Annotated in this window: 19 protein-coding genes; 4 read left to right on the top strand and 15 right to left on the bottom strand. The window is 49.1% G+C overall.

Translation table 11 applies throughout. The annotated features are described in order from the left end of the window. Window positions 1-202: 202 nt before the first annotated feature. The 5 genes from ACES2C_RS14880 to ACES2C_RS14860 form a co-directional block, all read right to left on the bottom strand. Complete coding sequence (locus ACES2C_RS14880; RefSeq protein WP_374163873.1) at window positions 203-1,717, bottom strand: glycoside hydrolase family 28 protein; 1,515 nt, start codon at window positions 1,715-1,717, stop codon at window positions 203-205. Between the two features lie 237 nt (window positions 1,718-1,954). Then, window positions 1,955-2,194: an acyl carrier protein gene (locus ACES2C_RS14875; protein WP_374163872.1), complete on the bottom strand. Its 240-nt coding sequence runs from the start codon at window positions 2,192-2,194 to the stop codon at window positions 1,955-1,957. Between the two features lie 109 nt (window positions 2,195-2,303). Further along, on the bottom strand, window positions 2,304-2,684 hold the full coding sequence (locus ACES2C_RS14870; RefSeq protein ID WP_374163871.1) for a DoxX family protein: 381 nt from the start codon (window positions 2,682-2,684) through the stop codon (window positions 2,304-2,306). Window positions 2,685-2,773: 89 nt separating this feature from the next. Continuing rightward, window positions 2,774-3,883: a hypothetical protein gene (locus ACES2C_RS14865; RefSeq protein ID WP_374163870.1), complete on the bottom strand. Its 1,110-nt coding sequence runs from the start codon at window positions 3,881-3,883 to the stop codon at window positions 2,774-2,776. A 486-nt stretch (window positions 3,884-4,369) separates the two neighbouring features. Then, complete coding sequence (locus tag ACES2C_RS14860; protein WP_374163869.1) at window positions 4,370-5,380, bottom strand: LLM class flavin-dependent oxidoreductase; 1,011 nt, start codon at window positions 5,378-5,380, stop codon at window positions 4,370-4,372. Window positions 5,381-5,581: 201 nt separating this feature from the next. Here ACES2C_RS14860 and ACES2C_RS14855 point away from each other — a divergent pair, with 201 nt between their 5' ends. Then, on the top strand, window positions 5,582-5,785 hold the full coding sequence (locus ACES2C_RS14855; protein WP_374163868.1) for a hypothetical protein: 204 nt from the start codon (window positions 5,582-5,584) through the stop codon (window positions 5,783-5,785). On the opposite strand, the gene ACES2C_RS14850 is transcribed toward ACES2C_RS14855, so the two are convergent. The 8 genes from ACES2C_RS14850 to ACES2C_RS14815 form a co-directional block, all read right to left on the bottom strand. Further along, complete coding sequence (locus tag ACES2C_RS14850; protein ID WP_374163867.1) at window positions 5,782-6,699, bottom strand: hydroxypyruvate isomerase family protein; 918 nt, start codon at window positions 6,697-6,699, stop codon at window positions 5,782-5,784. The genes ACES2C_RS14855 and ACES2C_RS14850 overlap by 4 nt on opposite strands. A 12-nt stretch (window positions 6,700-6,711) precedes the next feature. Beyond that, a complete protein-coding gene (locus tag ACES2C_RS14845) occupies window positions 6,712-8,043 on the bottom strand; it encodes a Gfo/Idh/MocA family oxidoreductase (RefSeq protein WP_374163866.1) in 1,332 nt (443 codons plus the stop codon). A gap of 10 nt (window positions 8,044-8,053) precedes the next feature. Further along, window positions 8,054-9,037 (bottom strand): formylglycine-generating enzyme family protein, encoded by a 984-nt coding sequence (locus tag ACES2C_RS14840; RefSeq protein ID WP_374163865.1) that lies wholly within the window; start codon window positions 9,035-9,037, stop codon window positions 8,054-8,056. 86 nt (window positions 9,038-9,123) lie between these two features. Next, window positions 9,124-10,383 carry a group II intron reverse transcriptase/maturase gene (ltrA, locus tag ACES2C_RS14835; RefSeq protein WP_374163864.1) on the bottom strand — a complete coding sequence of 420 codons (1,260 nt, stop codon included), beginning with the start codon at window positions 10,381-10,383 and terminating at the stop codon, window positions 9,124-9,126. 544 nt (window positions 10,384-10,927) lie between these two features. Next, the gene (locus ACES2C_RS14830; RefSeq protein WP_374163863.1) at window positions 10,928-12,802 is read right to left on the bottom strand and encodes a RagB/SusD family nutrient uptake outer membrane protein; all 1,875 of its coding nucleotides are present in this window, start codon (window positions 12,800-12,802) and stop codon (window positions 10,928-10,930) included. A gap of 10 nt (window positions 12,803-12,812) precedes the next feature. After that, a complete protein-coding gene (locus ACES2C_RS14825; protein WP_374163862.1) occupies window positions 12,813-16,286 on the bottom strand; it encodes a TonB-dependent receptor in 3,474 nt (1,157 codons plus the stop codon). 220 nt (window positions 16,287-16,506) lie between these two features. After that, entirely contained in the window at window positions 16,507-17,502 is a 996-nt protein-coding gene (locus tag ACES2C_RS14820; RefSeq protein WP_374163861.1) for a FecR family protein, read from the bottom strand. 92 nt (window positions 17,503-17,594) lie between these two features. Beyond that, complete coding sequence (locus tag ACES2C_RS14815; RefSeq protein WP_374163860.1) at window positions 17,595-18,200, bottom strand: RNA polymerase sigma-70 factor; 606 nt, start codon at window positions 18,198-18,200, stop codon at window positions 17,595-17,597. Between the two features lie 164 nt (window positions 18,201-18,364). Here ACES2C_RS14815 and ACES2C_RS14810 point away from each other — a divergent pair, with 164 nt between their 5' ends. Next, the gene (locus ACES2C_RS14810) at window positions 18,365-18,616 is read left to right on the top strand and encodes a hypothetical protein (RefSeq protein ID WP_374163859.1); all 252 of its coding nucleotides are present in this window, start codon (window positions 18,365-18,367) and stop codon (window positions 18,614-18,616) included. 65 nt (window positions 18,617-18,681) lie between these two features. Here ACES2C_RS14810 and ACES2C_RS14805 read toward each other — a convergent pair whose 3' ends face one another. Next, window positions 18,682-19,839 (bottom strand): iron-containing alcohol dehydrogenase, encoded by a 1,158-nt coding sequence (locus ACES2C_RS14805; RefSeq protein WP_374163858.1) that lies wholly within the window; start codon window positions 19,837-19,839, stop codon window positions 18,682-18,684. A 135-nt stretch (window positions 19,840-19,974) separates the two neighbouring features. Then, window positions 19,975-20,391, bottom strand: a complete 417-nt coding sequence (locus tag ACES2C_RS14800; RefSeq protein ID WP_374163857.1) for an organic hydroperoxide resistance protein — start codon at window positions 20,389-20,391, stop codon at window positions 19,975-19,977. Window positions 20,392-20,787: 396 nt separating this feature from the next. Between ACES2C_RS14800 and ACES2C_RS14795 the strand changes: the two genes are divergently transcribed. Continuing rightward, window positions 20,788-21,213 (top strand): nuclear transport factor 2 family protein, encoded by a 426-nt coding sequence (locus ACES2C_RS14795; RefSeq protein WP_374163856.1) that lies wholly within the window; start codon window positions 20,788-20,790, stop codon window positions 21,211-21,213. A 232-nt stretch (window positions 21,214-21,445) separates the two neighbouring features. Beyond that, window positions 21,446-21,973 (top strand): sigma-70 family RNA polymerase sigma factor, encoded by a 528-nt coding sequence (locus ACES2C_RS14790; RefSeq protein WP_374163855.1) that lies wholly within the window; start codon window positions 21,446-21,448, stop codon window positions 21,971-21,973. Window positions 21,974-21,981 lie beyond the last annotated feature (8 nt).

Below are 21,981 nucleotides of genomic sequence, written 5' to 3'. Positions count from 1 at the left end.
CAGTACTTCACCAAACGTCACAATAAAGGTCGCGCAAAATATTCATAAGCTTCACACCATACAGGCTTGCATATTGAATGGATGTTCCTCCATCTCTCCGAAAAACAGTTGGTGTTTTAAAGAAAAGCGCCGGACTATACATTCCGGCGCCGACGTTTATTTAAAAAAACACTACAAGGGTTTTGTCTTAATTCGAACTGGATTAAAGGATGATGAAGTTACTCTGCTGAGCGGGATCGATAGCAGGGCTATCACCTGTATTCAGCTTCACATTTTTGAATTTTATATTCTTCACACATTCCGCTTTCACGCCTTCAGATGACTTGATCTGCACGTTCTCAAAGCTGATATCGTGGACAGGCATCTGGGGCAATCCGCGGAAGTACATGGCTGTCTTTGCTCCCAGGCAGGTCACGTTTTTAATACTGAAGCCTGTAAATTCAGGGATCTTATCATTATTTCCGGAGATACGGCTTGCGGGTCTTTCCTTTCCTGCAGGCACATCTTCGTAGTAGGTATCGAACAGTACCGCTTCGCGGAGGATATTCTTCATTAAGATATTATCGATGAAAATATCCCGAACCAGACCTCCTCTGCCGGTATTACTTTTTACCCGAATACCGATATCGGTTCCCTCAAACTGGCAATTGGTCACGTAAATATTCTTCATACCACCATCGGTATTGCTGCCGATCACAAAGCCGCCGTGTCCTTCGTAAACTTTACACTCGGCGATGAGGACATTCTGCAGCCCGTCGTTCCCGGGCGTGCTGCCGCTGGACTTCATACAAATCCCATCGTCACCCGCATTCACAACAGTACGGTAAATCACCACTCCGTTACAGGCGCTGATATCAATACCATCTCCGTTTTGTGCCCAGCCATCATTGTGCACATTTACATTCCTGATGATCAGGTTGGTGATACGCTGAGGATTAATAATAAAATTAGGTGAATTCCTGAAGGTCGGTCCGTCAAGCAGGACGTTCTTACTGTTGCTGATCACCACCATCTTAGGACGAAGGTAATCGCGGGCAGGCAAATAATCCTGTTCAGAAACATTCTCCTTTTTGCTTAAGCTCTTCAGGTATGCTTCCCCATTCATCGCTTCCCTGCTTGGCCACCAGATCTTACCATCGACACTCACTACGCCGCCTGATTTAACTACACGGTTCCAATGCTCCTCTGTCACTTTCACTTTTTTCAAAGGTCTCCAGGTTTCCCCGGCTCCATCGAAAATACCTTTTCCGGTGATCGAAACGTTCTCGAGTTTCGTACCCCAGATGGGAGGGGTTACATCATACTTATTCTTACCATTATCGCGCAGAGGGAACTGGGCATGATCTGAACTGAACTGTACCACTGCACCTTCCTCAACATGAAGATCGATGTTGCTTTTTAATTCTATTGGGCCCGTAAGCCACTTACCAGCGGGAACCACCACATGGCCGCCTCCGCCCTTTGAGCACTGCTCAATTGCTTTTGCAAAAGCGGCAGTGTTAAGCGTTTTCCCGTCTGCTACCCCTCCGAAGTCTTTCAGTGAATAGGTTTTTGAAGGAATTACAGGTTCTGCAACAGCAGCCATCTTAAAGGGCGCGTTGCTGGTGTACCACGCGATATCATGCGACGCTCCGTTCGCTGGCACCTGGGCGGGTAACCTGCAGGCTGAAACTGCTACTAAAAAAATGGTTGCAAAAGAAGAAACGCTCCTCATCATCCTATCGTTTATTTAAAGTCTAACCCTTCTTATCCGCAGGGCTTTTTCTCCCTTTAAGTGTGTGCGCGGCCTGATTTTAATGGCTAGATCAATTAAAATCTGAAACAATGATAAAGAGTTTAGGGGCAAAAAGCCCTTGTTCTGCCAAATAAATTTGTGCAAACGATCCCGACATCGATGGCGTAACATTCAGGAGATCAGCGCTTGCGCAGCCGGCTCCTGTTGGCAGCTTGAAAACTACTGGGGCGTCTCTACCGCCCGCTCATGCAAGTACTCGTTGATGCTGTCAATACTCTTCAGCCTGAAGTAGTCTTTTTGTGGAATGGAGATTAGAAACTTATCTTCAAGACCCGTCACCATTTCGATCATGGCAATTGAATCAAGTCCGACGTCCTTGCGGAGGTCTGCATGATCCGGAAACGCGGACTCCGGCAACCCGGATACCAGGCACAATTGTTCTCGTATTAAATCTTTCATAGAGCTATCCCTATTTAGAGCCTAATATTAGCAGAACTTTCGAACATAAATATCACGTCAATGTCTCCTTTTAAATCAATTGGACTTCTCTCCTTCCTGCAAACGGCTCCTACAGCTTGCTCTGCACTTCGAGCCGATGATACGAGTGGTATGAGGCCACGAGGATGGCGAACACGATCAGGGGAAACACCGCCTGGCCGCCGAAGCCGTCCACAGCCCAGTGACTGACACAGGCGGCGATCATAGTGAATCCGAAGCCTGCATATGCCCACTCCTTATATGGTTGCCTGACAAAAGGCAATATGAGTACCAGCGCACCCGCCACTTTAAAAACCGTAAGTAAGATGCGAAAGTAGTCGGGGTACCCCAAATGCCTTATTCCCTCAATAGCGATCTGCGTATTTGATGTAAGGGCCGGCATTACACCTTCAAACAGAAATATAAGCCCTGTAGTAGTCCAGTAAACGATCCTTGTTGCTTTTGCTGCCATATTTTTTAATGTTTCCTGCCCTAAGCTAAAGGATTTAAAGCAAGAAAAAGGGGCGCAAATCAGACAATGTGGAGGGTGAAATGCGACAATTATATCTTAGCCCTCATCACGACAGCCCGGGCTATATAAAGAATCAGCAGGGAAGTTATGACGCTCCAGACAACAGCAAAGGACACTGCTTTTGCCGGAGGAGGTGCATCAACAGACAGAACCGTCTCTTTCTTGACCAACGGGACATTTCTCTGTATCTGGCGTTCCGCAGCTTCTGCTTTCAATACCCGTTCTTCGGTCTCGCGAATTTGTTCCAGTCCTACGCTCCTCTTTTCGTTACGGCTGGCCCTTGCGCGTTGTCTGCTGGCCGAAGCGAGGTCAGTATACTTCTTTGCATTGCCCGCATCGCCCGCCTTCTGATAAATAAGTGCATAGACCTGGTGAATGTCTGCAAGAGCTGGACTGTTTCCGGATGCATGCGCCAGCTTTTCTGCTTCTTTTAAATCAGCGATTGCCAGGTCGAGATCATTTATGTCGTTTTTTACACTAGCCAGGCCTGTAAGAGAATTAATGATCCCAGGATTGTTTCTGAGCTCGCGTGCCTGCATATTCTCCTGAATAAAGAACCATTTGGCTTCTGAGTAACGCTTCTGTCTTCTGTAGGTATTCCCCAGGCTTCTGAAGCACTTAATCCTTCCGCGAACGTTGCCTGCTCCTCTATACATAGGCAAAGCTCGATGCAAGATCAGGCTTTCAGCTTTCTGAAAATTACCAAGGTCGCGGTGCAGGTCGGCCATCATAACATAGGCAGAAGCCGCGCTATCTCTCCTGCCCTGGCTGCTGAAAAGTTCAGCTGCGGACGAGGCGTAACGAAGAGCTGCAGCATCGTCGCCGTTTTCAAGTGAAGTATAAGCAAGATGGATGACAGATCTGGAGGCGCCGGCCCGGTCGCCGAGTTTCTCCTGCAGGTCAAGTGCTTCGCGGTAGTGGCGGGCAGAAGCGCTCCACAAGCCGTGATCTTCATAGAACGCTGCGATCTTACTAGTGGCAGCAGCCAAATCCGGGAGTTTGTTGTTCTTCAGACTTTCAGTACGGGTTTTTATCAGACTGAACAGTCCCTCTCCAGACTTCCTCGAATCTGCTGAGACCGTGGTGTAGCAGCTGAGGGTTAAGGCTCCTATCAAAAGTAAGCTTGATCGTAATTTCATAGTATAAAAGATTGATAATCCTTATACTGAGGTTTTTAAATGAAAGTTACGACAAAAAATCACTTTACCAAAAACATTCTTATCTGCACGCAAAAATGGGACGTCAGTTTTCTTGAACACTATTTTTGGCCTTTAAAGAGCGAATACACTTTCCAGAAAAACACTCATGGAGCTGTGCTCACAAACGGAGATGAAAGCTGGTTGAGTGTTCTTTGTGGCAATTAAAAAACAATCAGACTTTCACAAAGAATATTCACGCGCTACGCTCCCGGACGGGAGTTGAATTTGCTTAAATGTTGTTTAGGGCCACTTAAACTCAGCAAAACGATCGCACTGAGACATTTTGAAAAACAATTAATGATCCCAATAACTTAGTGAAGCGATCTGATTGAGGCCTTAAAATAGCAATCAAACATCCTCAACAGAACAAATACCGGTTCACAAAAACAAACTTTCAGCGCGTTCTTCCTCTTTACAGTTCTCCTGCTACACTTCCCTGAACAGGGAGGCAAAGAGCTGCAGAGAACGTTTTCTGGCTTCCACGTCATATATGTGCGTGGTGGTCATAATCTCGTCAACAGCTGTGCGGGCAACAAAATCGTGGATGCGCTGCCGGATTTTCTCGGGTCCGCCGATAAAAGCGTAGCCCAGCATCTGGCGTACCGCCTGCGCCTCATACTCATTCCATATCGTATCCATGGAGTCGACAGGGGGCTGCAGGAGACGGCGCTTACCCGAAACTACCCCTACGATGAACTGATAAAGTGAAGTGGCAAGACGATTGGCTTCCTCGTCGGAGTCGGCCGCAATCACGTTCACACAAGCGAGCACATAGGGCTCTTTCAGAGCCTCCGATGGCTGAAAATTACGGCGATACAGGTCGATGGCATCCAGGAATTGTGCAGGAGCGAAATGACTCGCGAACGCATAGGGCAGCCCCTTTGCTGCTGCCAGCCGCGCACTGTCAGTACTTGAACCCAGGATCCAGATCGGGATATCAAGGCCCTCTCCCGGAATGGCCCTTACTTTTTCGTGGGCATTATCGGTCGAAAAGAACCGCTGGATGCGCTCCACATCTTCAGGGAAGTGATGGTGGGAGTGAAAGTTCTCGCCCCGGATAGCAAGGGCGGTGAGCTGATCCGTTCCGGGCGCCCTGCCAAGGCCCAGATCAATCCTTCCGGGGTACAGGGAGGCCAGCGTGCCGAACTGCTCGGCAACAATAAGCGGAGCGTGGTTGGGAAGCATAATGCCCCCTGAACCGATCCGCATGGTAGAGGTGGCACCGGCAATATGGCCGATGAGGACAGCGGTAGCAGAACTGGCCACGTTCACCATGTTGTGATGTTCGGCAAACCAGTACCGGCGGTAACCTTCCTGCTCAGCCACTCTGGCCAGCTCCACACTTCTTTTAAACGTATCACCCGGTGTTTGTCCTTCTGCCACAGTGGCAAGATCAAGTACAGAGTAGGGTATTTCACTTAATTTATTTGACGCCATCTTTCTACTTCTAACATTATAAATGCAACTTCAGGCCTTAGACCCTGCAGCTTCAAAATTAAGGCAAACGGCACGCCCTTAAGCATTCGGAAACAACAAATGACTTTTAACGAACACAGCGGATGCTGCAACTAATTTACAAGGCCCGATACAACTTAAGGAGCATTCTGACGTTCTTATGGATATCCAAACTCACCCTCTATGAATAAAAACCCGCAAATCGCCGATGGCGCTACCTTAAAGTACAAAGGAAAAGGCTTTGAAAATTTCGATCCTGCGCAACCCTTCATGAAGTTCCTGGGCTACGACAGTTACGGATGGTCTGATGTGTGGGTGGAATACCAGGGAAACAGTGTCTGTGTAAGCGCAGCAGATGTAGAAGTGGTACAGGAAGGGACGGTTTAAATAAAACCGTCCACTTCCCGATAAGCGTTTATTAGTGCCTCTTCACCCTCCTTGCCAGGCAACGAGTTGCCGTGCTCCATACCAAGGACTCCCCTGTAGCCTCTTTTGTGGAGGAAGCTAAAAATGTTCTTATAGTTGATCTCTCCGGTGGTAGGTTCTTTCCTTCCCGGATTGTCACCGATCTGGATGTAGGCGATCTCATCCCAGCACCGTTCCATGGTAGCAAGGATGTCGCCTTCGGTCCGTTGCATGTGATAGATATCGTATAGGATCTTGCAGCTTGGACTGCTTACCGCCTTGCATACCAGATAGGTTTCGTTGGTCTTCTGCAGAAAGAGTTCAGGAGTGTCGCTCAGGGTTTCGATGACCATGACCAGGTTATGAGGTTCAAATATTTCGGCACCTCTTCGCATCGCGTCGATCACGTTGCTCATCTGTATCCCAACAGGCAGCCTCCGCTCATAGAAGCCGGGCACCACAGTGAGCCACCTGGCATTACAGCGCCTGGCCGCTTCCACCGACTCGCGGCATGCTTTCAGAAAATTGTCTTTAAACTCCTGCTTCCCGGTGGTGAGCGAAGTTTTCCAGTTGTCTCCTGCATCGACCACAAACACTCCCATCTGCATGCCCAGCTTGCTCAGCAGGTTTCCGATCTTCTCCTGCTCGGCAGCAGAGCGCTTCAGCATGCCGTTGTCTTCCAGGGCACGGAAGCCCCGATCGTGCATGAACCGGATCTGATCTAAAATATCCCTGCCGCCCAGGTTGGCGAACATCCCCTCGTGCGGAGCGTAGTTCAGGTTAAAGGTCTTTCCCGAGGGAGCCGCTTTGCCGCCCCGGGCAAGAGAAGCATAGGCTCCGTTGCTGAAGGCGAGGCCGGCAAGCAGACTGCTTTTAATAAATTCGGATCTTTTCATACGCAATACTTGTTATACTACTTTAGTTTGACCCGGTATTGCCACAGGATAGTTTCCGCTTGCATCGGGTACTACCTTTGGAACGGCGTCCCAGGCTAATTGATCAGGAAAGAGGCTGACCTGCGAGTTAAGGGCCTCATCCCATTTAACAACGGCCCCGGAATAAGACGCCAGACGACCCAGAATGGCGGTCATGGTACTGCGCGCCGCGCGGTCAGCATCTTCAAACTTGTACTCGCGGTGGCTTATTGCGTCAAAAAGCTCGTCGTGTTCGGTTTGATATGGGTTGGGGTCCATCTTGCCGTTATGATCAAAGATGACGTTGCCTTTGCCATCGCGCAGGGTCCCGGTATTGTTAGCCGAAAGGTAGACCGAGCCTTTTGTCCCCTGAAAGCTTTCGTCGACCCGGTTAGCACAGCCCTCATAATGGCGGCACTGGCTCATGACGCTGCATCCGTCGGCATAAGTAAACTGAACACTGTGACTGTCGTATATTTCGCCGTAGTCTTTGCCAGTCCTCAGAAAGCGCCCTCCTGCTCCATAGGCAGACACGGGGTAGCTGCCTTTGATCCAGTTAGCCACGTCGATGTTATGAATGTGCTGTTCAACGATATGATCGCCGCAGAGCCAGTTAAAATAATACCAGTTCCGCATCTGATACTCCATTTCCGTCTGCCCTGCCTCTCTGGGCCTGACCCACACTCCCCCGCTGTTCCAATACACCTGTCCACCTACTATGTCGCCAATGGCTCCGTCCTGGATCCTCCTGATGGTTTCGCGGTAGTTATTCTGATATCGTCTTTGAAGGCCGACCACCACATTCAGCTTTTTCCGTTTGGCCTCCTCGGCAGCAGCCAGGACCCTGCGCACGCCCGGAGCGTCTGTTGCCACAGGCTTCTCCATAAAGACGTGTTTGCCCTGGTTGACGGCTTCCTCAAACTGCATGGGCCGGAATCCGGGAGGTGTGGCAAGGATCACTACATCGGCCTTCGCAATCGCTTTCCTGAATGCATCAAAGCCCACATACCTTTGGCCTTCGGGCACATTCACCTTGTCTTTTCCAAACTTGGTTGACAAAGCCAGGTAGCTCTTATCAAGCCTGTCCTGAAAGGCGTCGGCCATGGCCACCAGCCGTACATTTGCCTTAGCAGTCAAGGCCTGAAAGGCTGCACCTGTACCCCTGTCGCCACATCCGATCAGCGCAACTTTAATGACGTCTGATGCCCCCGCATATACGCCCGCGAAGGGCATTCCCGACAAGAGGGCGCCTCCGGCGAGCAGTGCCGAAGCTTTGAGGAAGTCGCGGCGCTCCGTCCCCGGGTGTTTTAAATCTTTTTTTCTCATAGCATATTGGTTAATAATCAGGTATAGGTGGTGTATTGTAGTATTTCTCAATTTCCTCTTTAGCAGGAGGAACGGCTGGTCTGACAACCCTGAAGCCCAGGAACGGCGCTTCAGGGAACCACCAGTTGCTTTTAGGGATCTGCGGATCGATCCTTTTCCAGTCGGGATCAGACCCTCTCCTTGCTGCCGACCTGAGCGAGCTTGCATTGTCTGCAAATGAACCTCCCCGGACAGAGAGCGGATACAGCTTCCCGGGCTTTGCCAGGGGATCACGCAAGGTCTTATTGCTTCCCTGCTTATAGAAGGCGGGCATGTACTGGTCTGCCGTCCATTCGGCCACATTGCCGTGCATATCGAAAAGACCCCAGGCGTTTGGCTTCTTTTCGCCTACCCGGTGGGTCTTCGCACTACTGTTTGCAGCATACCAGGCATACTCCCCCAGCCTTGCCGTGTCGCTTCCAAAACTATAGGGCTCTGCTGATCCAGCCCTGCAGGCATACTCCCATTCGGCCTCCGTAGGAAGCCGGAAAAAGATGCCGGTCCTGGTGTAGAGCCACTTGCAGAACAGAATAGCTGCGTGCTGGGTCATACCAATGGCAGGCATCCCCTCCTTTCCCATGCCGAAGGTCATATCCAGGTACGGCTTGGTCGGCCGTGTCACGGCGTCCACTTCAGCGCTTACACTTCCCGGCGCCAGCCTTGCCTCGTACTGCTTGTATACGAAAGGTTCAAACAAGTCCCAGGTAACTTCGTACTTCCCTATCCAGAAGGGAGAAAGGTTGACCTGGTGGGCTGGGCCCTCATCTTCACGCCTGCCCTTCTCTGCAGGCCTGCTGCCCATGGTAAACGTTCCTCCCGGGATAGCAGCCATATCAAACTTCAGGCTGGTGCCTTTTACTTCCTGCGAATAGGAAACAAAGTCCTTATCCTGGGCACTGAGGATCAGGGCAGACAGGTTGAGAAAAGAGGCAATAACTGCTGACTTTGCAAACATGATCTTCATCAGTAAGTAAACCCAGGCATTTCAGCCTGAGATTCTTTCAGAACCGTACGTGCACGTCTCCGCGCATACGGCTCCCGTTATCTATATTCCAGTTTGGGTTTTGCACCGAATGTCCAATGAGCGAACAGGTTGGGTTTGCGGTTGTATAAACTGCTTACCCACTTCATTGCTCTGGTCACACTGCTTCTTAACCCTTTGTATTTCCGTATTGCCCAGTTGGCCAGCTTTGCGTTTATTCTTTGCATAAAGCTTCTTAGCTTTGCACTATAGAATTTCCCGTAGTAGTTGACCCAACCTTGCAGGACAGGATTTATTGTTTTGGCAACTTCTTCTATCTCAATGCCCGGTATGCGCAGTATCGGCATCTCGTTCAGCTTTTTATTCATTGCTGTCAATGCTTTTGTGCTTACTCCCGGCAAGAAGCAAGTGAAGTTTTCTTTTCGCTGGCTGTTCTGTGCCTGTCTGGGCTTGAACGTGTAACCAAGGAAGTCGAACGACACTATTTTTGGCGTTTTCGCATTGCGGTTACTGTCTTTGCAGAAGACTATTTTTGTTTTGTCTTCGTGCATTTCCAGCCCGCAATCTTTCAACCGTTTGCCCAATAACTCCTTTAAGCGGATGGCTTGTCCTTCGGTTCTGCAATGAATGACCGCATCGTCCGCATAGCGTTCGAATGCAAGGTCAGGATAGTTGGCCATCAGCCACATATCCATTGCGTAATGCAGGTAGAGGTTCGATAGTATCGGGCCGATAACGGAGCCTTGCGGCACACCCTTCGTCCGTGGTACTATTGTTCCGTCTTCCAGTCGCAAGGGGGCTACCAGCCATCTTTTGATGTACAGTACCATCCATTGCTCCTCTGCATGTTTCTCCACTGCCAGCATAAGCAAGTCATGCGGAATGTTGTCGAAGAACCCTTTGATATCTACATCCAGCAGCCAGTGATATTCCCAGCACCTTTCACGTGCTTTGGCAACTGCCTGTAGTGCAGATTTCCTAGCTCGGTAGCCGTAGGAATCATCATGGAAAAGGTTGTCGACCACCTTTCCCAATTTCTCCGCTACTACCGCTTGTCCGATACGGTCGGTTATGGTGGGTATGCCTAATGGCCTTTTACCGCCATCTTTCTTGGGTATCTCCACCAACTTGATTGAAGGGGGCATGTAGCTGCCGGAACTCATTTGGTTCCAGAGCTTATACAGATGTTTCTGTCGCTCTTTTTCAAAAGCTTCCATGCTCATCTGGTCTACACCTGCTGCCCCTTTATTGGCTTTGATCTTCAAGTAGGCTTCCTGCACCGACTTTCTCGAAATACAATTTGGTTTTGGCCTGTACATATCTTATACCTCCTGTAGGTTGCCCCTTAAACAGTTTCTATTAATGTACAGCGCCTGATAACGCCCCCCTTCGCTCTTGCTATGTTTCCAAAGCAGTCATCACTACTACGGGTGGCTCTGCCCCTGTGGAACGCATCGATACTTTCGGACTTGCGGGTTCTTCCGCTTGTCCTTTTCTCTTCGCATCGTTCCCACAGGTTCCCAAGTTCCGTTTGAATGCCTGTATAAAGCTCACGCTGCCTATACGCCGGATGCCGCCGGGACAGTAAACAGGTTGTCCTCCCAACTGATAATAAAGTGATACTGTACTTTACTTTTGACATCATCTAATCCTTTCGACGCCTCTTCGGCAGTTCATTTTCATTCGTCTTCTTTATACTTACCTGACACCTCTGTGATGCCTTTTCTGCTAACGCTTCCCACCTTGGCTCTTTACCAAAGCAACTTAGCAGCGGTTTGATACCTGCTCCTGTAAGCCGATACCGATGGACCTACCATCATCATTCAAACAGCACCGATTTGCTGCGCAAATCGTTCATGGCGCTCAGTATCCGGGATTTTGCACCAGTTTATTGTTCCTGTTCACCTCTTCGCGGTAGATCGGGAGGAAGTACATTTTATCGTTCCACTTGCGGTTTTCAATACCCGGATCTACATCTTGTGCAGTGTACGTGTAGTTGTAGTTTTCCTCGCTATAGCGATAAATGGTGACAGACTTACCCGGCTTAAGTTTCCCTTCCACCCTGATGATCCTCGCTTTTTCGCCAATTGTTGAAGGGGCGATCATCCACCTCCGGGCGTCATGAAAGCGATGCTCTTCATAAGCAAGTTCTATCCTGCGTTCATTCCGGTACCGTTCACGCAGCTCATTTCCGCTTTCGGTAATTGCAGGCATGCCAGCCCTGAAGCGAATTTTGTTGAGCCAGGCCCTCGCCTCTGCATCCTGTCCCAGCTCAATACAAGCTTCTGCATAGTTTAATACAGCTTCCGTGTATCTGAAGAATGGCCAGGGGATCTGCTGGCGGTGGAACTGGTTCACAATGGCAGGATTAGGGTCGACAAACTTTTTCATGTAATAGCCGGTTCTCGTTCCGTTCCAGTCTTCCACGCTGCTGTTGCGTGCGTCGAGACCAAAGTAGGTAGTCGGGCTAGCTGCGCTCCCGATCTGATACTGACCGGTCTGGATCTCATCATAAGGATCCTTCCCCTTCACATCTGTAGTCCTCGGCTTCCACTTCGCACCATCATAAAGGATGGTAGCATAGAAACGGGGATCGCGGTCTTTGTACGGATGTGAGGCCATTTCCGGATTATTCCAATCGAACCGACTTCCGTCAATCATTTCATAATCGTCTACCAGATTCTGCAAAGGCGTGTTGCCTGCCCAGTTGTGGTAGCCGTTCGGCCCGTTATCGCGGCCTACCCAGGCGCCCCTCTCATCCCGGGCATCTACGAAATAGCGGGCGAAGATAAGTTCAGATGCCCCTTCTTTTGCGATCACATTGCTTCCTCCGCCCATGGCAATCGCCTGATAGTTCTGCGTGCCCTGCTCAGGAGTAACAGGAGCGCTGAGGTTTAACATATAGCCGAACGCAGGGAGGTTGAGCACCGCCAGCGCTGCATCCTTTGCTTTTTGCCAGCGCTCAGTTCTGTTTCCGCTCACATAGCCCAGCAGCTCCGGCTTTGAGAAACCGGAAATAAGGGTCGATTTGGTTTTTGCTGTCGGGATGTCGTGCAGGTCGCTGGCGGCATATAACAGGATTCTCGACTTTAAAGCCAACGCAGCTGCATCAGTCGCACGCCCTTTAGGCATACTTGTTCCCTTCAGCATTTCTGCAGCAACATCACATTCCTTCACAATAAAATTGACACATTCCTCAAAGGTATTGCGGGCTGAAGTATAGTCGGTTTCTCCTAATTCATAGACCTTCTCTATGATCGGCACACCTCCGTAGTATCGCAGCAACTGATGATAGAAGTAAGCACGCATAAAATGCGTTTCACCTGTCAAACGTTTCTTCAAGGCCTCGTCAGAGAAGGTTGCCGTCTCGAGGTTCTTCAAGCCGATATTGCAGGCCCGTATCCGGGCATACATGTTGTTCCAGTGGTAGGTAGTGTTTGTCCAGCCCGGATTAGCAGGATCAGACAGCGACTCGGTAATAATATTGATCTGCCTTCCAGGATGGGTAAAGAGCGCCTCATCGGTCAGCGAAGCAAGCATCTGTTCATCAAAACCGCCAACACCCAGCCCGACATATAACTCGGTAACGAAGGCTTCCGAAAGGGCGGCATCCTTCCATATTTCGTCCTGCCTGACCTCTCCCAGTGGCTTTGTGTTCACGAAGTCATCGCTGCAGGAGCTGAGCAGAACCACCGGAATAAGCGCCCATTGTACTATATTTTTCAATATTCTTTTCATAATGCTGATTTTAAAAACTTACAGAAACGCCGGTACTGATTATTCTTGCCTGAGGGTAATACTGCCCGTTGCCGCTGGTGGACTCGGGGTCCCAGATCTTCATCTTATCCCAGGTGATCAGGTTCAGGCCGTTTACATACACACGAAGCGAGCTCACGCCTATCTTCCTGCCTACCGTGACTGGCAAGGTATAACCGATCTCCAGGTTCTTGAGACGCAGATAGTTGCTGCTCCTCAGCCAATAGGTATTATCGGTTGAGTAATAGGTATTGCCCCGGTCTGCAATACGGGGATGATCAGAGCTGGGATTATCGACCGACCAGCGATTCTTATAGGTGTACTCCAGGTAGTTGCCGATACTTCCAGACTCGGTACCGATGTATAAAAGTCCTCCCGTAGCTCCCTGGAAAAGGGCGGTCATGTCGAACTGCTTATACTGGAGGCCGATGTTAAAACCTCCCTGGAAGGTGGGGTTCCTCGACTTGTTAATCCGCTGGCGGTCGTCGCCGTTGATCTTCCCATCGTTGTTGATGTCCTTATACTTCATGTCGCCGGGGCGCAGATCGGCAACGAGAGCGCTGTAGTCGATCTGATTGTTGGCAATCTCCTGCTCGTCCCTGAAGACGCCGTCATATACGTAGAAATTGTAGGTGTCGGTAGAAGCTCCGGTAGAGCGCTGCCACTCCGGTGCGCCCGGTGCTTCGTCCCAGAAGATGATCTTGTTTTTGGCGTATCCGCCGTTCACGCTCAGGTTGTATCTCACTCCTGCAACTTCTCCGCTATGGCCCAGTTTAAACTCATAGCCCCTGTTATTCACTTTGGCTATATTCTCAGGCGGCAGTGTCATCCCGGTACTCTTGGGTACAGAACCCAAACGGGGGTACAGAATATTTCTTCGCTTGTTCACGAAGTAGTCGAACTCGAAATTGATCTTCCCGCCAAACAGCTCACCTTCGATCCCGAGGTCAGTATTGTTCGCCACTTCCCAGGTAAAGTTCTGATTAGGGACCCTCGTCTCGAATAGTGTACGCGACACCTGGTCGGCAATCACGTAGTTCCCGAAGCCATAGGTCGACAAATACTGATATTCCATTAACTCGTCGGTGGTGCCCGGCCTCACGATATTGTCATTGCCGAGCTGCCCCCAGGAGCCCCTCAGCTTCAGGTAACTTATAAACTTGATATTATCTTTGAAGAACTTTTCTTCTGATATCCTCCAGCCTGCCAGCACCCCAGGAAAAAAGCCGTACCGGCTGTTCTGGGGGAACATGTAGGAGCCGTCGTACCGCCAGAGGAACTCAGCCAGGTATTTTTCCTTGTAGTTATAAGCCACGCGGCCGAAGTAGTTGAGTCGGGCCCTCTCCCATGCACTGCCATAGTTATCCTTTTCGCGGTCACTGCCTGCCGACAGCTGGTCAATAACGGTCGAGATGAAATAACGGCGACTGGCACCAAAGCGACTAAAGTCGATCGTTTCCCTGTTAGTTCCGGCCAGTAAGGTCACCGCGTGAGGCCCAAAAGAACGTTCATAAGAGACCAAAGCACCAAGCAGCACGTTCAGCTGATTCTCGTCGCCCTGATTTAACAGTGGCTGATCAGGGCCCCGCTTGCCTTCAGTTAGCCTGGGGGTAACACCATCGGCTTCGTATGACACTTTGTCCCAGGTATAAAGGAACCAGGGAGTCTGCCAGTTCTTTGTTTGTTTGATCAGTCGGTCAACAGCAGCCGTTCCGGTCACCCTCAGCCCCTTTACCCAGGGAATGTCTATGTCAACCTTCCCATTACTCTGGAAGTAGTAGCGAGTATCCCGGTCGTATCCGGTTTTGCTGGTAGAGATGACCACGGGGTTTTCACCATTTTCAATATCAGGTCCAGGCATCCCGTTGGGCCAGTAAGCAGGCTGCGTCGGACTGCTCCTCATCAGCATCCGGAATATTGTCCCCGCACTCCGTGTAGGGAACTCCCGGTTTTCCTGGCGACCATTCAGGCCCAGGCTGACATTAATGTACTTATTGATCTTTCCGTCTAGGTTAACCCGCACATCATACTGCTTGTAGCCGGTCGCGGCGTTTTTATAATAGGCATCCTGATTGTTATAGCCGAGTGACGCCAGATACTTGACAGTCTCCGATCCCCCGTTCATCTGAATGGTATGGCGCGACTGCGGCGCCCATTCTTTGAAGGCAGCCTTATACCAGTCGGTATTGGGGTGGCCCCAGGGGTCTGAACCGTCCCTGAACTTTTGAAAGTCATCAGGCTTAAAGGTTGCATTGGCTACCGATCCGTTTGGGCGGGTAAAAGAGCCTGCCGATTTGAAGGCCGCCCATCCGGCAGCCCACTCTTGTTCAGGCAGGCCAAACAGGTCGAGTTCATTCCTCAGCTCAGCGAACTGAAGGGCATCAGACATCTCGGGGATCCGCGTGGGCTGAGAATAACCCTGGTTAAAGGTATACGAAAGCTGCGTCTTGCCTGTCTTACCTCTTTTGGTGGTTACCAGGATGACTCCGTTCGCTGCCCGCGCTCCGTAGATAGCGGCGGAAGCATCCTTCAGCACCGAAATATTCTCCACATCAGCAGGGTTCAGTCGCTCAAAACCGCCTGGCCTTGCAGGCACCCCATCTATTACGACGAGTGCGTCGTTATTTCCCAGCGTATTTGATCCGCGCACTCTGAGGGCAGACCCATCGTAGCCCGGTTCGCCACTCGACTGCATCGCCACCACGCCTGGCATTCTTCCCGCAATCGCATTCGAGAGGTTGACAGAAGGGGACTTCTGCAGATCGGTTCCTTTTACTGTGGCGACCGAGCCTGTCACGGTTTCCTTCTTTTGAGTACCATACCCCACCACAACAACTTCAGACAGCGCAGTACTACCTGCCTTCAGCTGGACATTCACTTCGGTTCTCCCTCCAACCGTGATACTCGTAGTTGGGAATCCGATGTAAGTAAAAACCAAAACAGAATTCCTGTGAGGAACTGCGATCTTGTAGACACCGTTAATATCAGTAGAGGCCCCAGCCTTTGATCCCCGCACCTTTACGCTTACACCAGGGAGCGCGACCCCTTTTTCATCTGTTACTTTTCCGGTTACCTGAAGTTGCTGCTGCTCCTCCTCCTTCGCTTCATCAGGTCTCGCTTCAATCGTTTGAGACAAGGCGTTATTCGGGTTGTTCTTCAGGACAACCTGATCGTTGATTACCACGTAAGAGATGTGATACGGACTGAGGACCGTAGCCAAAAGATCACTCAATGTTTGTTTTCCCGCCTGTACCGACACTTTTCTGCTAACATCTACGACAGAGGGGCTATACACGAACTTTATCCCCACACGACTGCTTACCGCTTGCAGGACTTCATTTATGTTTGCCTCACTGCCGGAGACCTCAACTGTTCGCTGCAGCAGTCCCTGGGCCTTACCCGGCGAGGCGTAGGCTACGGCGGAGAACGCAATCACAAAAGCCAGCTGACCTAGTGTTATCTTCATAATTTTCCACCAATTAATTGGAGTATCCAAACTAAATTTCATACATTCGTTCGTTTTGTTTTTGGTTAAAAATGAGACAATTATCCCCTGACACCTGTTATTCAGGTGGGTACAAACGGGGTAAAACATTGTCCGGAAGTGGTGCAGACACTTCCGGATCTTTTCGACGTTGTGCGTTCTGTTTACTTCGGCATATCTGTTTTTTGTTGTTTCATAACGGTTAACTTCTCTTTTTACGGAGTATAATGTAAGTGTCGGTTATTTGATACGAGATATTTAAAGACTGCTCCAGCATAGACAGAACATCCGGGAGGTTCTGGTCGCTAAAGTCACCATTCAGGAGATAGCCCTTGATCTCCTCGTCATAGGTCACAATTCTGACATTAAAGCGTTCATTCAGCACTTCGGCAACACGCGCCACCGGCACATCCTTGAACCTCAAAGAAGCTCGTTTCCACAACGCCATCGACTCGCTGCTATCTTCACCTTTTTCTATTGAATGAGTGCTCTTGCTGTAGGTGGCCTTGTCTTTAGGCAACAGGACCACTTCTTTGGTCCGGTCAGAAAGCGTAGATACTGTAACTTTTCCTGTAAGCACGGACACCTCCGTAGAATTATTCCTCGAATAGGCTCTGATCCTAAAGCTCGTTCCAAGCACCTTGGTAAGCACGCCGCCACTTTTGATGACAAAGGGGTGGCGTTTATCGTGTTTTACTTCAAAGAATGCCTCACCCTCCAGTTCTACGCGCCGCGCCCGGCTCCCGAAGTACCGCGGGTGTTCTATTTTGCTTCCTGGACTGAGCCATACGCGTGAGCTGTCGGGCAGCAGTATTTTATGGATACTCGTTGTTGAATTCAGGACAGTGATCTTCCCGTTCGGGAGAGCAGCATGGCGGTCCGCTGCGCTACGCGACAACAGAAAACTGCCAGCCAGGACAAGTAGAAACATGGCTGCAGTTCCCGCAACGGCGTATGCAATCGGCTTTAATCTGGCGATCCGAACTGCCTTTCTTTCTTCTGGCTCGCAACTGGCAATGTTCCGCTGTATTCTGCTGAACATCCGGTCCTTTAACTGCTGAAGCTCCAGGTCTGTGAGTCCGGGTAGCGGATCATCGTCCAATTCGTAGGAATTGTACCACAAATGGACCTGCTCCATCTCTTCCCCGGTACACTCGTTCCGCAAATATTTCCTGATTAGCAGATGTGATATTTTCACTGTCAGGTCTTTAATGGTAAAAAAATCGGTTAGTTAAATATATAGTCAGGCGACTCGCCTTCTCCCCCCAACAAGTCCTGCAATTTTTTCTATTACCAATCAAAAACGTCAAGAACAACGTTCATTCCCATCAGGAATACAGACAGGAGGCAATTTGCCATTATCACACGAATCTTTTTCAGCGCTCTGCTGATCTGATTTTCAACGGTCTTCTCAGAAATACCCAGTGCTTCGGCGATCTCACGATTTGTTTTGTACTCCATCCGGCTGAGGGTGAATACAGAGCGACACTTAGACGGGAGGCTGTTCACAGCAGACTTAAGGTTCCTGGTAAGGTCTCTCAGGTGCACTTCTTCTTCTGTGGAGTTTACAGCATCAGGAGCCGTCCACGCTATCCTGTTGTGGTAATTTCTTCGTACATACTCCTTTTCCAGATAATTGATCACCTGGTATTTCACCGCGGTGAGAAGATAAGCGCCAGTGGAAGTACGAATGTTCAGGTTCACTCTGTTTAACCAAAGCTTGGTAAAGACATCCTGCACAATTTCTTCGGAGGCTTCTGCATGTTTAACACGCCTGTAGGCACTGGAATACAGGACCCTCCAGTAGCGGTTATAGATTTCGGCAAAGGCCTTCTGCTCGCCCCTTTGCAGCAATTCAACAAGCCTTTCATCAGACAAGCTGTCAATTTTTTCCATAAGATAACGGTAGTGAACTAATTGGTTAATACGTTCTGCTCTTTGAGTTACTGAAGTAGATGTATTACTTGTAACAGCTTTCCTAAAATAGGAAAAAACCCGGCAAAGAGCAAATACGCAACTGAATCGGGAGGTAGTATTTTCGATTTGCCTACCTTTACGTGATGGAAGAACCGTTTGTGATCGATATAGAATACCAGGGCAGACAAATGGAATTTGAAGCTGCGTTAAAACCGCGCGGGTATACGTATAGAATAGAAGTGATTGTAGAAGAGGTGCCGGTTATGTTCGAACCTGATGAAGAGCGCCATTACAGGGCCATGGTAGAGCCCGAGCATCAGGGAGCTGCTGCATCACTTAAACCGGATATGCTGCAGAAGATAGCCGCACGGCTTGAGTCGCTATCGGGCAAGTAACAAGCATAAAAAAAACAGGCCGTCTGATAAGTACAAACGGCCTGTTTTTTTCTGAAGGAAAAAAATTATGCTTCGTAAGCATTCATAAAGATTGCCTTTATGTCTTCAGCTGTTACTTCCCTTGGATTTCCACCGGTACAAGCGTCGGCCATTGCCTGTGCTGCCAGCTTGTCAAGGTCTGCAGGGTTAAAGGAAGTTTCTTTTAACTTCGGAATACGAAGTTTAACCGCCATATCTTTCAACGCCTGAATTGCAGCATTGCGTGCTTCCTCTACTGACAGTCCTTCAACCTTTACACCAAGAGCGGCAGCTATATTACCGAACTTCTCAGGGCAAACAGCGGAGTTGAACTCTTCAACGAACGGCAGAAGCAGTGCGTTTGCTACCCCGTGAGGAAGGTCATACTCTGAGCCCAGCTGGTGAGCCATTGAATGAACGATTCCCAGACCACAATTGGAGAATGACAATCCGGCGATATAAGAAGCCCAGGCCATCTTAGATCTCGCTTCGAGATTCTTGCCATCGGTCACAGCATCTTCCAGACTTTCACCGATCAGCTTGATCGCTTCTAATGCCAGCGTATCAGAAAGCCTGAAGGCTCCTTTCGTGATATAGGCTTCGATAGCATGCGTCAAGGCGTCCATCCCCGTAGCTGCAGTCAGACCGGCTGGCTTGTTGATCATCAGTTCAGGATCATTTACAGCAACAGAAGCCAGAGAGTTCGGATCAACGATCACCATCTTAATCTTACGTACTTCATCTGTGATCACGTAGTTGATCGTTACTTCAGAAGCAGTTCCTGCTGTTGTATTTACTGCCACAATGGGCACTGACTTATTCTTTGATTTATTGACGCCTTCGTACTGAGGCATCTCTCCCCCATTGGTAAACAGGATACCAATAGCTTTAGCTGCATCCTGAGGAGAACCGCCACCAATGGAAAGCAATCCGTCGCAGCCCTCAGCCTTGAAAAGCTCAAGTCCATCGTACACGTTGCGGGTAGTGGGGTTAGGCTTTACATCGTCAAAGATCACATATTTGATGGAAGCTTTATCTAAAACACTCGTTACCTTGTCTACCACTCCAACAGAACGAAGAACTTTGTCAGTAACTACTAAGAGTTTTTTAAGCTTTAACTTTTCAACTTCAACTCCTACTTCCTGAATGGCGCCGGGGCCGATAAGATTGACAGGAGGAAAATAAATACGTCTTACAGGTTCCATTATAAACGTCAAATTTTTTGACCAAAAATACCTGTAAGACGCTTTTTAAAAATGATGCTGGTTACCCGGATATGTGACCTGTAGCAAGTCCTGTAAATTTGACACTTATTTCAATCAGTCCGGGCAGGTGCCCATTTATTTAACCACAAGCTCCACTTCGATGTTTCCTCTGGTAGCGTTAGAGTATGGGCAAACCTGATGAGCTTTCCGCACGAGCTCTTCTGCCTCCGCCTTATCCAGTCCGGGTACTTCCACTTCCAGTTTAACTGCCAGGCCGAATCCGCCATCCTCTAACTTTCCTATGCCAACCTCAGCTGTGACCTTTGTGGTACCAGTCTGGAGCTTTTCAGTCCTTGCTACATGGGCCAGCGCGCTGTCAAAACAAGCAGCATAGCCGGCGGCAAATAAAGTTTCAGGGTTGAGGTTCGTGCCAGCCGGCCCTCCCATTTCTTTCGGAACCCGTACGTCAACATTCAGCGCGCCATCGGCAGATTCTACATGACCATTTCTACCCCCGGTAGCAGTGGCCTTCGTTCTGTATAATGTATCCATTGTTTAGTTTTCAGAGCTTGATTCAATATTTGTTCCAACATTGAAAAACGCGACATCTTGTCCTTACTCAGAAATCGCCTGATGATCAGAGGGCCTGGTTCAAAAGCGGACAGTAAGCATCCGCATGCGGACAATCCGCACCGGCACACTAATATCAACCAACTAACAATCAACAAGATAACAAACATGGCCATGAATTGGCATCATGGTAAGGGAAGAACAGTTAAATGAACAATGACAGATCTCTTATTTCACCGGCAAAAAGCAGACGTTCACCGAAAAGTTCCGGCATGTCGCCTAATTAGCTTTTACAGCCGGCTGGAATGAAGGTAATTTCGAATCGTCAAACAAGGAAAGAAAACAAACGCAAACAATAACTCACAAATCACTAAAACAATGAAAACGTTCAAATCTCTGGCAGCCGCATTCATGATTCTCTTTTCAGTTTCTGCATTTGCAGCAGACGAATCAGCGAATAGCAAATCAAAAATGGAAAGTGCAGTCGGCACTTACATTGATGCGATGAACAACGGAAAGTTAAAGGAACTGGCGAGCCTGCTGGATCCGGGAGCAAAATATACGATCTCCAGAGGTGACGCTGTGCTTAATTATAGCAAAGGGGAATTCCTCGAAACGCTAAAGCCGCATGAAAACGTAGTACAAAATTGCAAAACCGATTACAAGCTTATTGAGTTCAGCCCGGCACAATCGATCGTTAAGGTAACGATGAAGTACGACAGCTTTTCGAAGGTCAACTTTGTCACCTTCTCGAACACCGCCAAAGGCTGGAAGATAACAAACATCTCTACGTCCTTTAATTAATGATTTCCAGAACAGAGATGCTCAGGGCTGCCCGACCGGGCAGCCCTTTTTTTGTTACCGGCAAGCTCGAGTTCCAGTTGTAGCTCCCAACGCTAATCGGAGACAGCCGATATGTTTCCCCTGGTCATTATCCTACGCCCTCCCACGTAACGCTTAATTTAAATATAACCTTAAGCTAAGGTTGAATGCATGTATCTTTTATTAATTCGTCTTTCCAGAAGAATCACCCTCAATGAAGAATCCGGTAAACTTTGACGAAGTATATAGGCAGCATTGGGAGAAATTATACGTATTCTGCCTTAAGCTTACAAACGACGAAGATCTTTCTAAAAACATTGTTCAAGACATTTTCGTCGACCTGTGGCAACGGCAGGAGAAGACCAGCATCTCTGACATCAGCGCCTATCTGTTCGGGGCAGCAAAGAAGCAAATACTAAAAGCATATCGGAAAAAACAATTTGATACGCGCGTTCTGGAGGACTGCTTTGAAGACTACCTGGTAGAAAACAGCAACGAAGCAGACAATCCGCTCATTGAAAAGCTGTATCAGCTGCTCGACACACTTCCCATTAAAAGAAGAGAGATCGTTATTCTTAACAAGCTGGAACAACTAAGGATAGATGAAATTGCCGCGCGGCTAAATGTCTCACCCCAGACAGTAAAGAATCAGCTTACGACAGCTCTAAAGCAGATGAAGATAGGGGCAGCCCAGCTATCCGTTATTTCGCTCCCTCCTTTCTTGCCTGCTCTCTTTTTTTAACCATTTGT

It is taken from the genome of Arcticibacter sp. MXS-1 (assembly GCF_041902385.1).
Classification (GTDB): domain Bacteria; phylum Bacteroidota; class Bacteroidia; order Sphingobacteriales; family Sphingobacteriaceae; genus Arcticibacter.
This window is presented reverse-complemented; position numbering and strand designations above follow the sequence as displayed.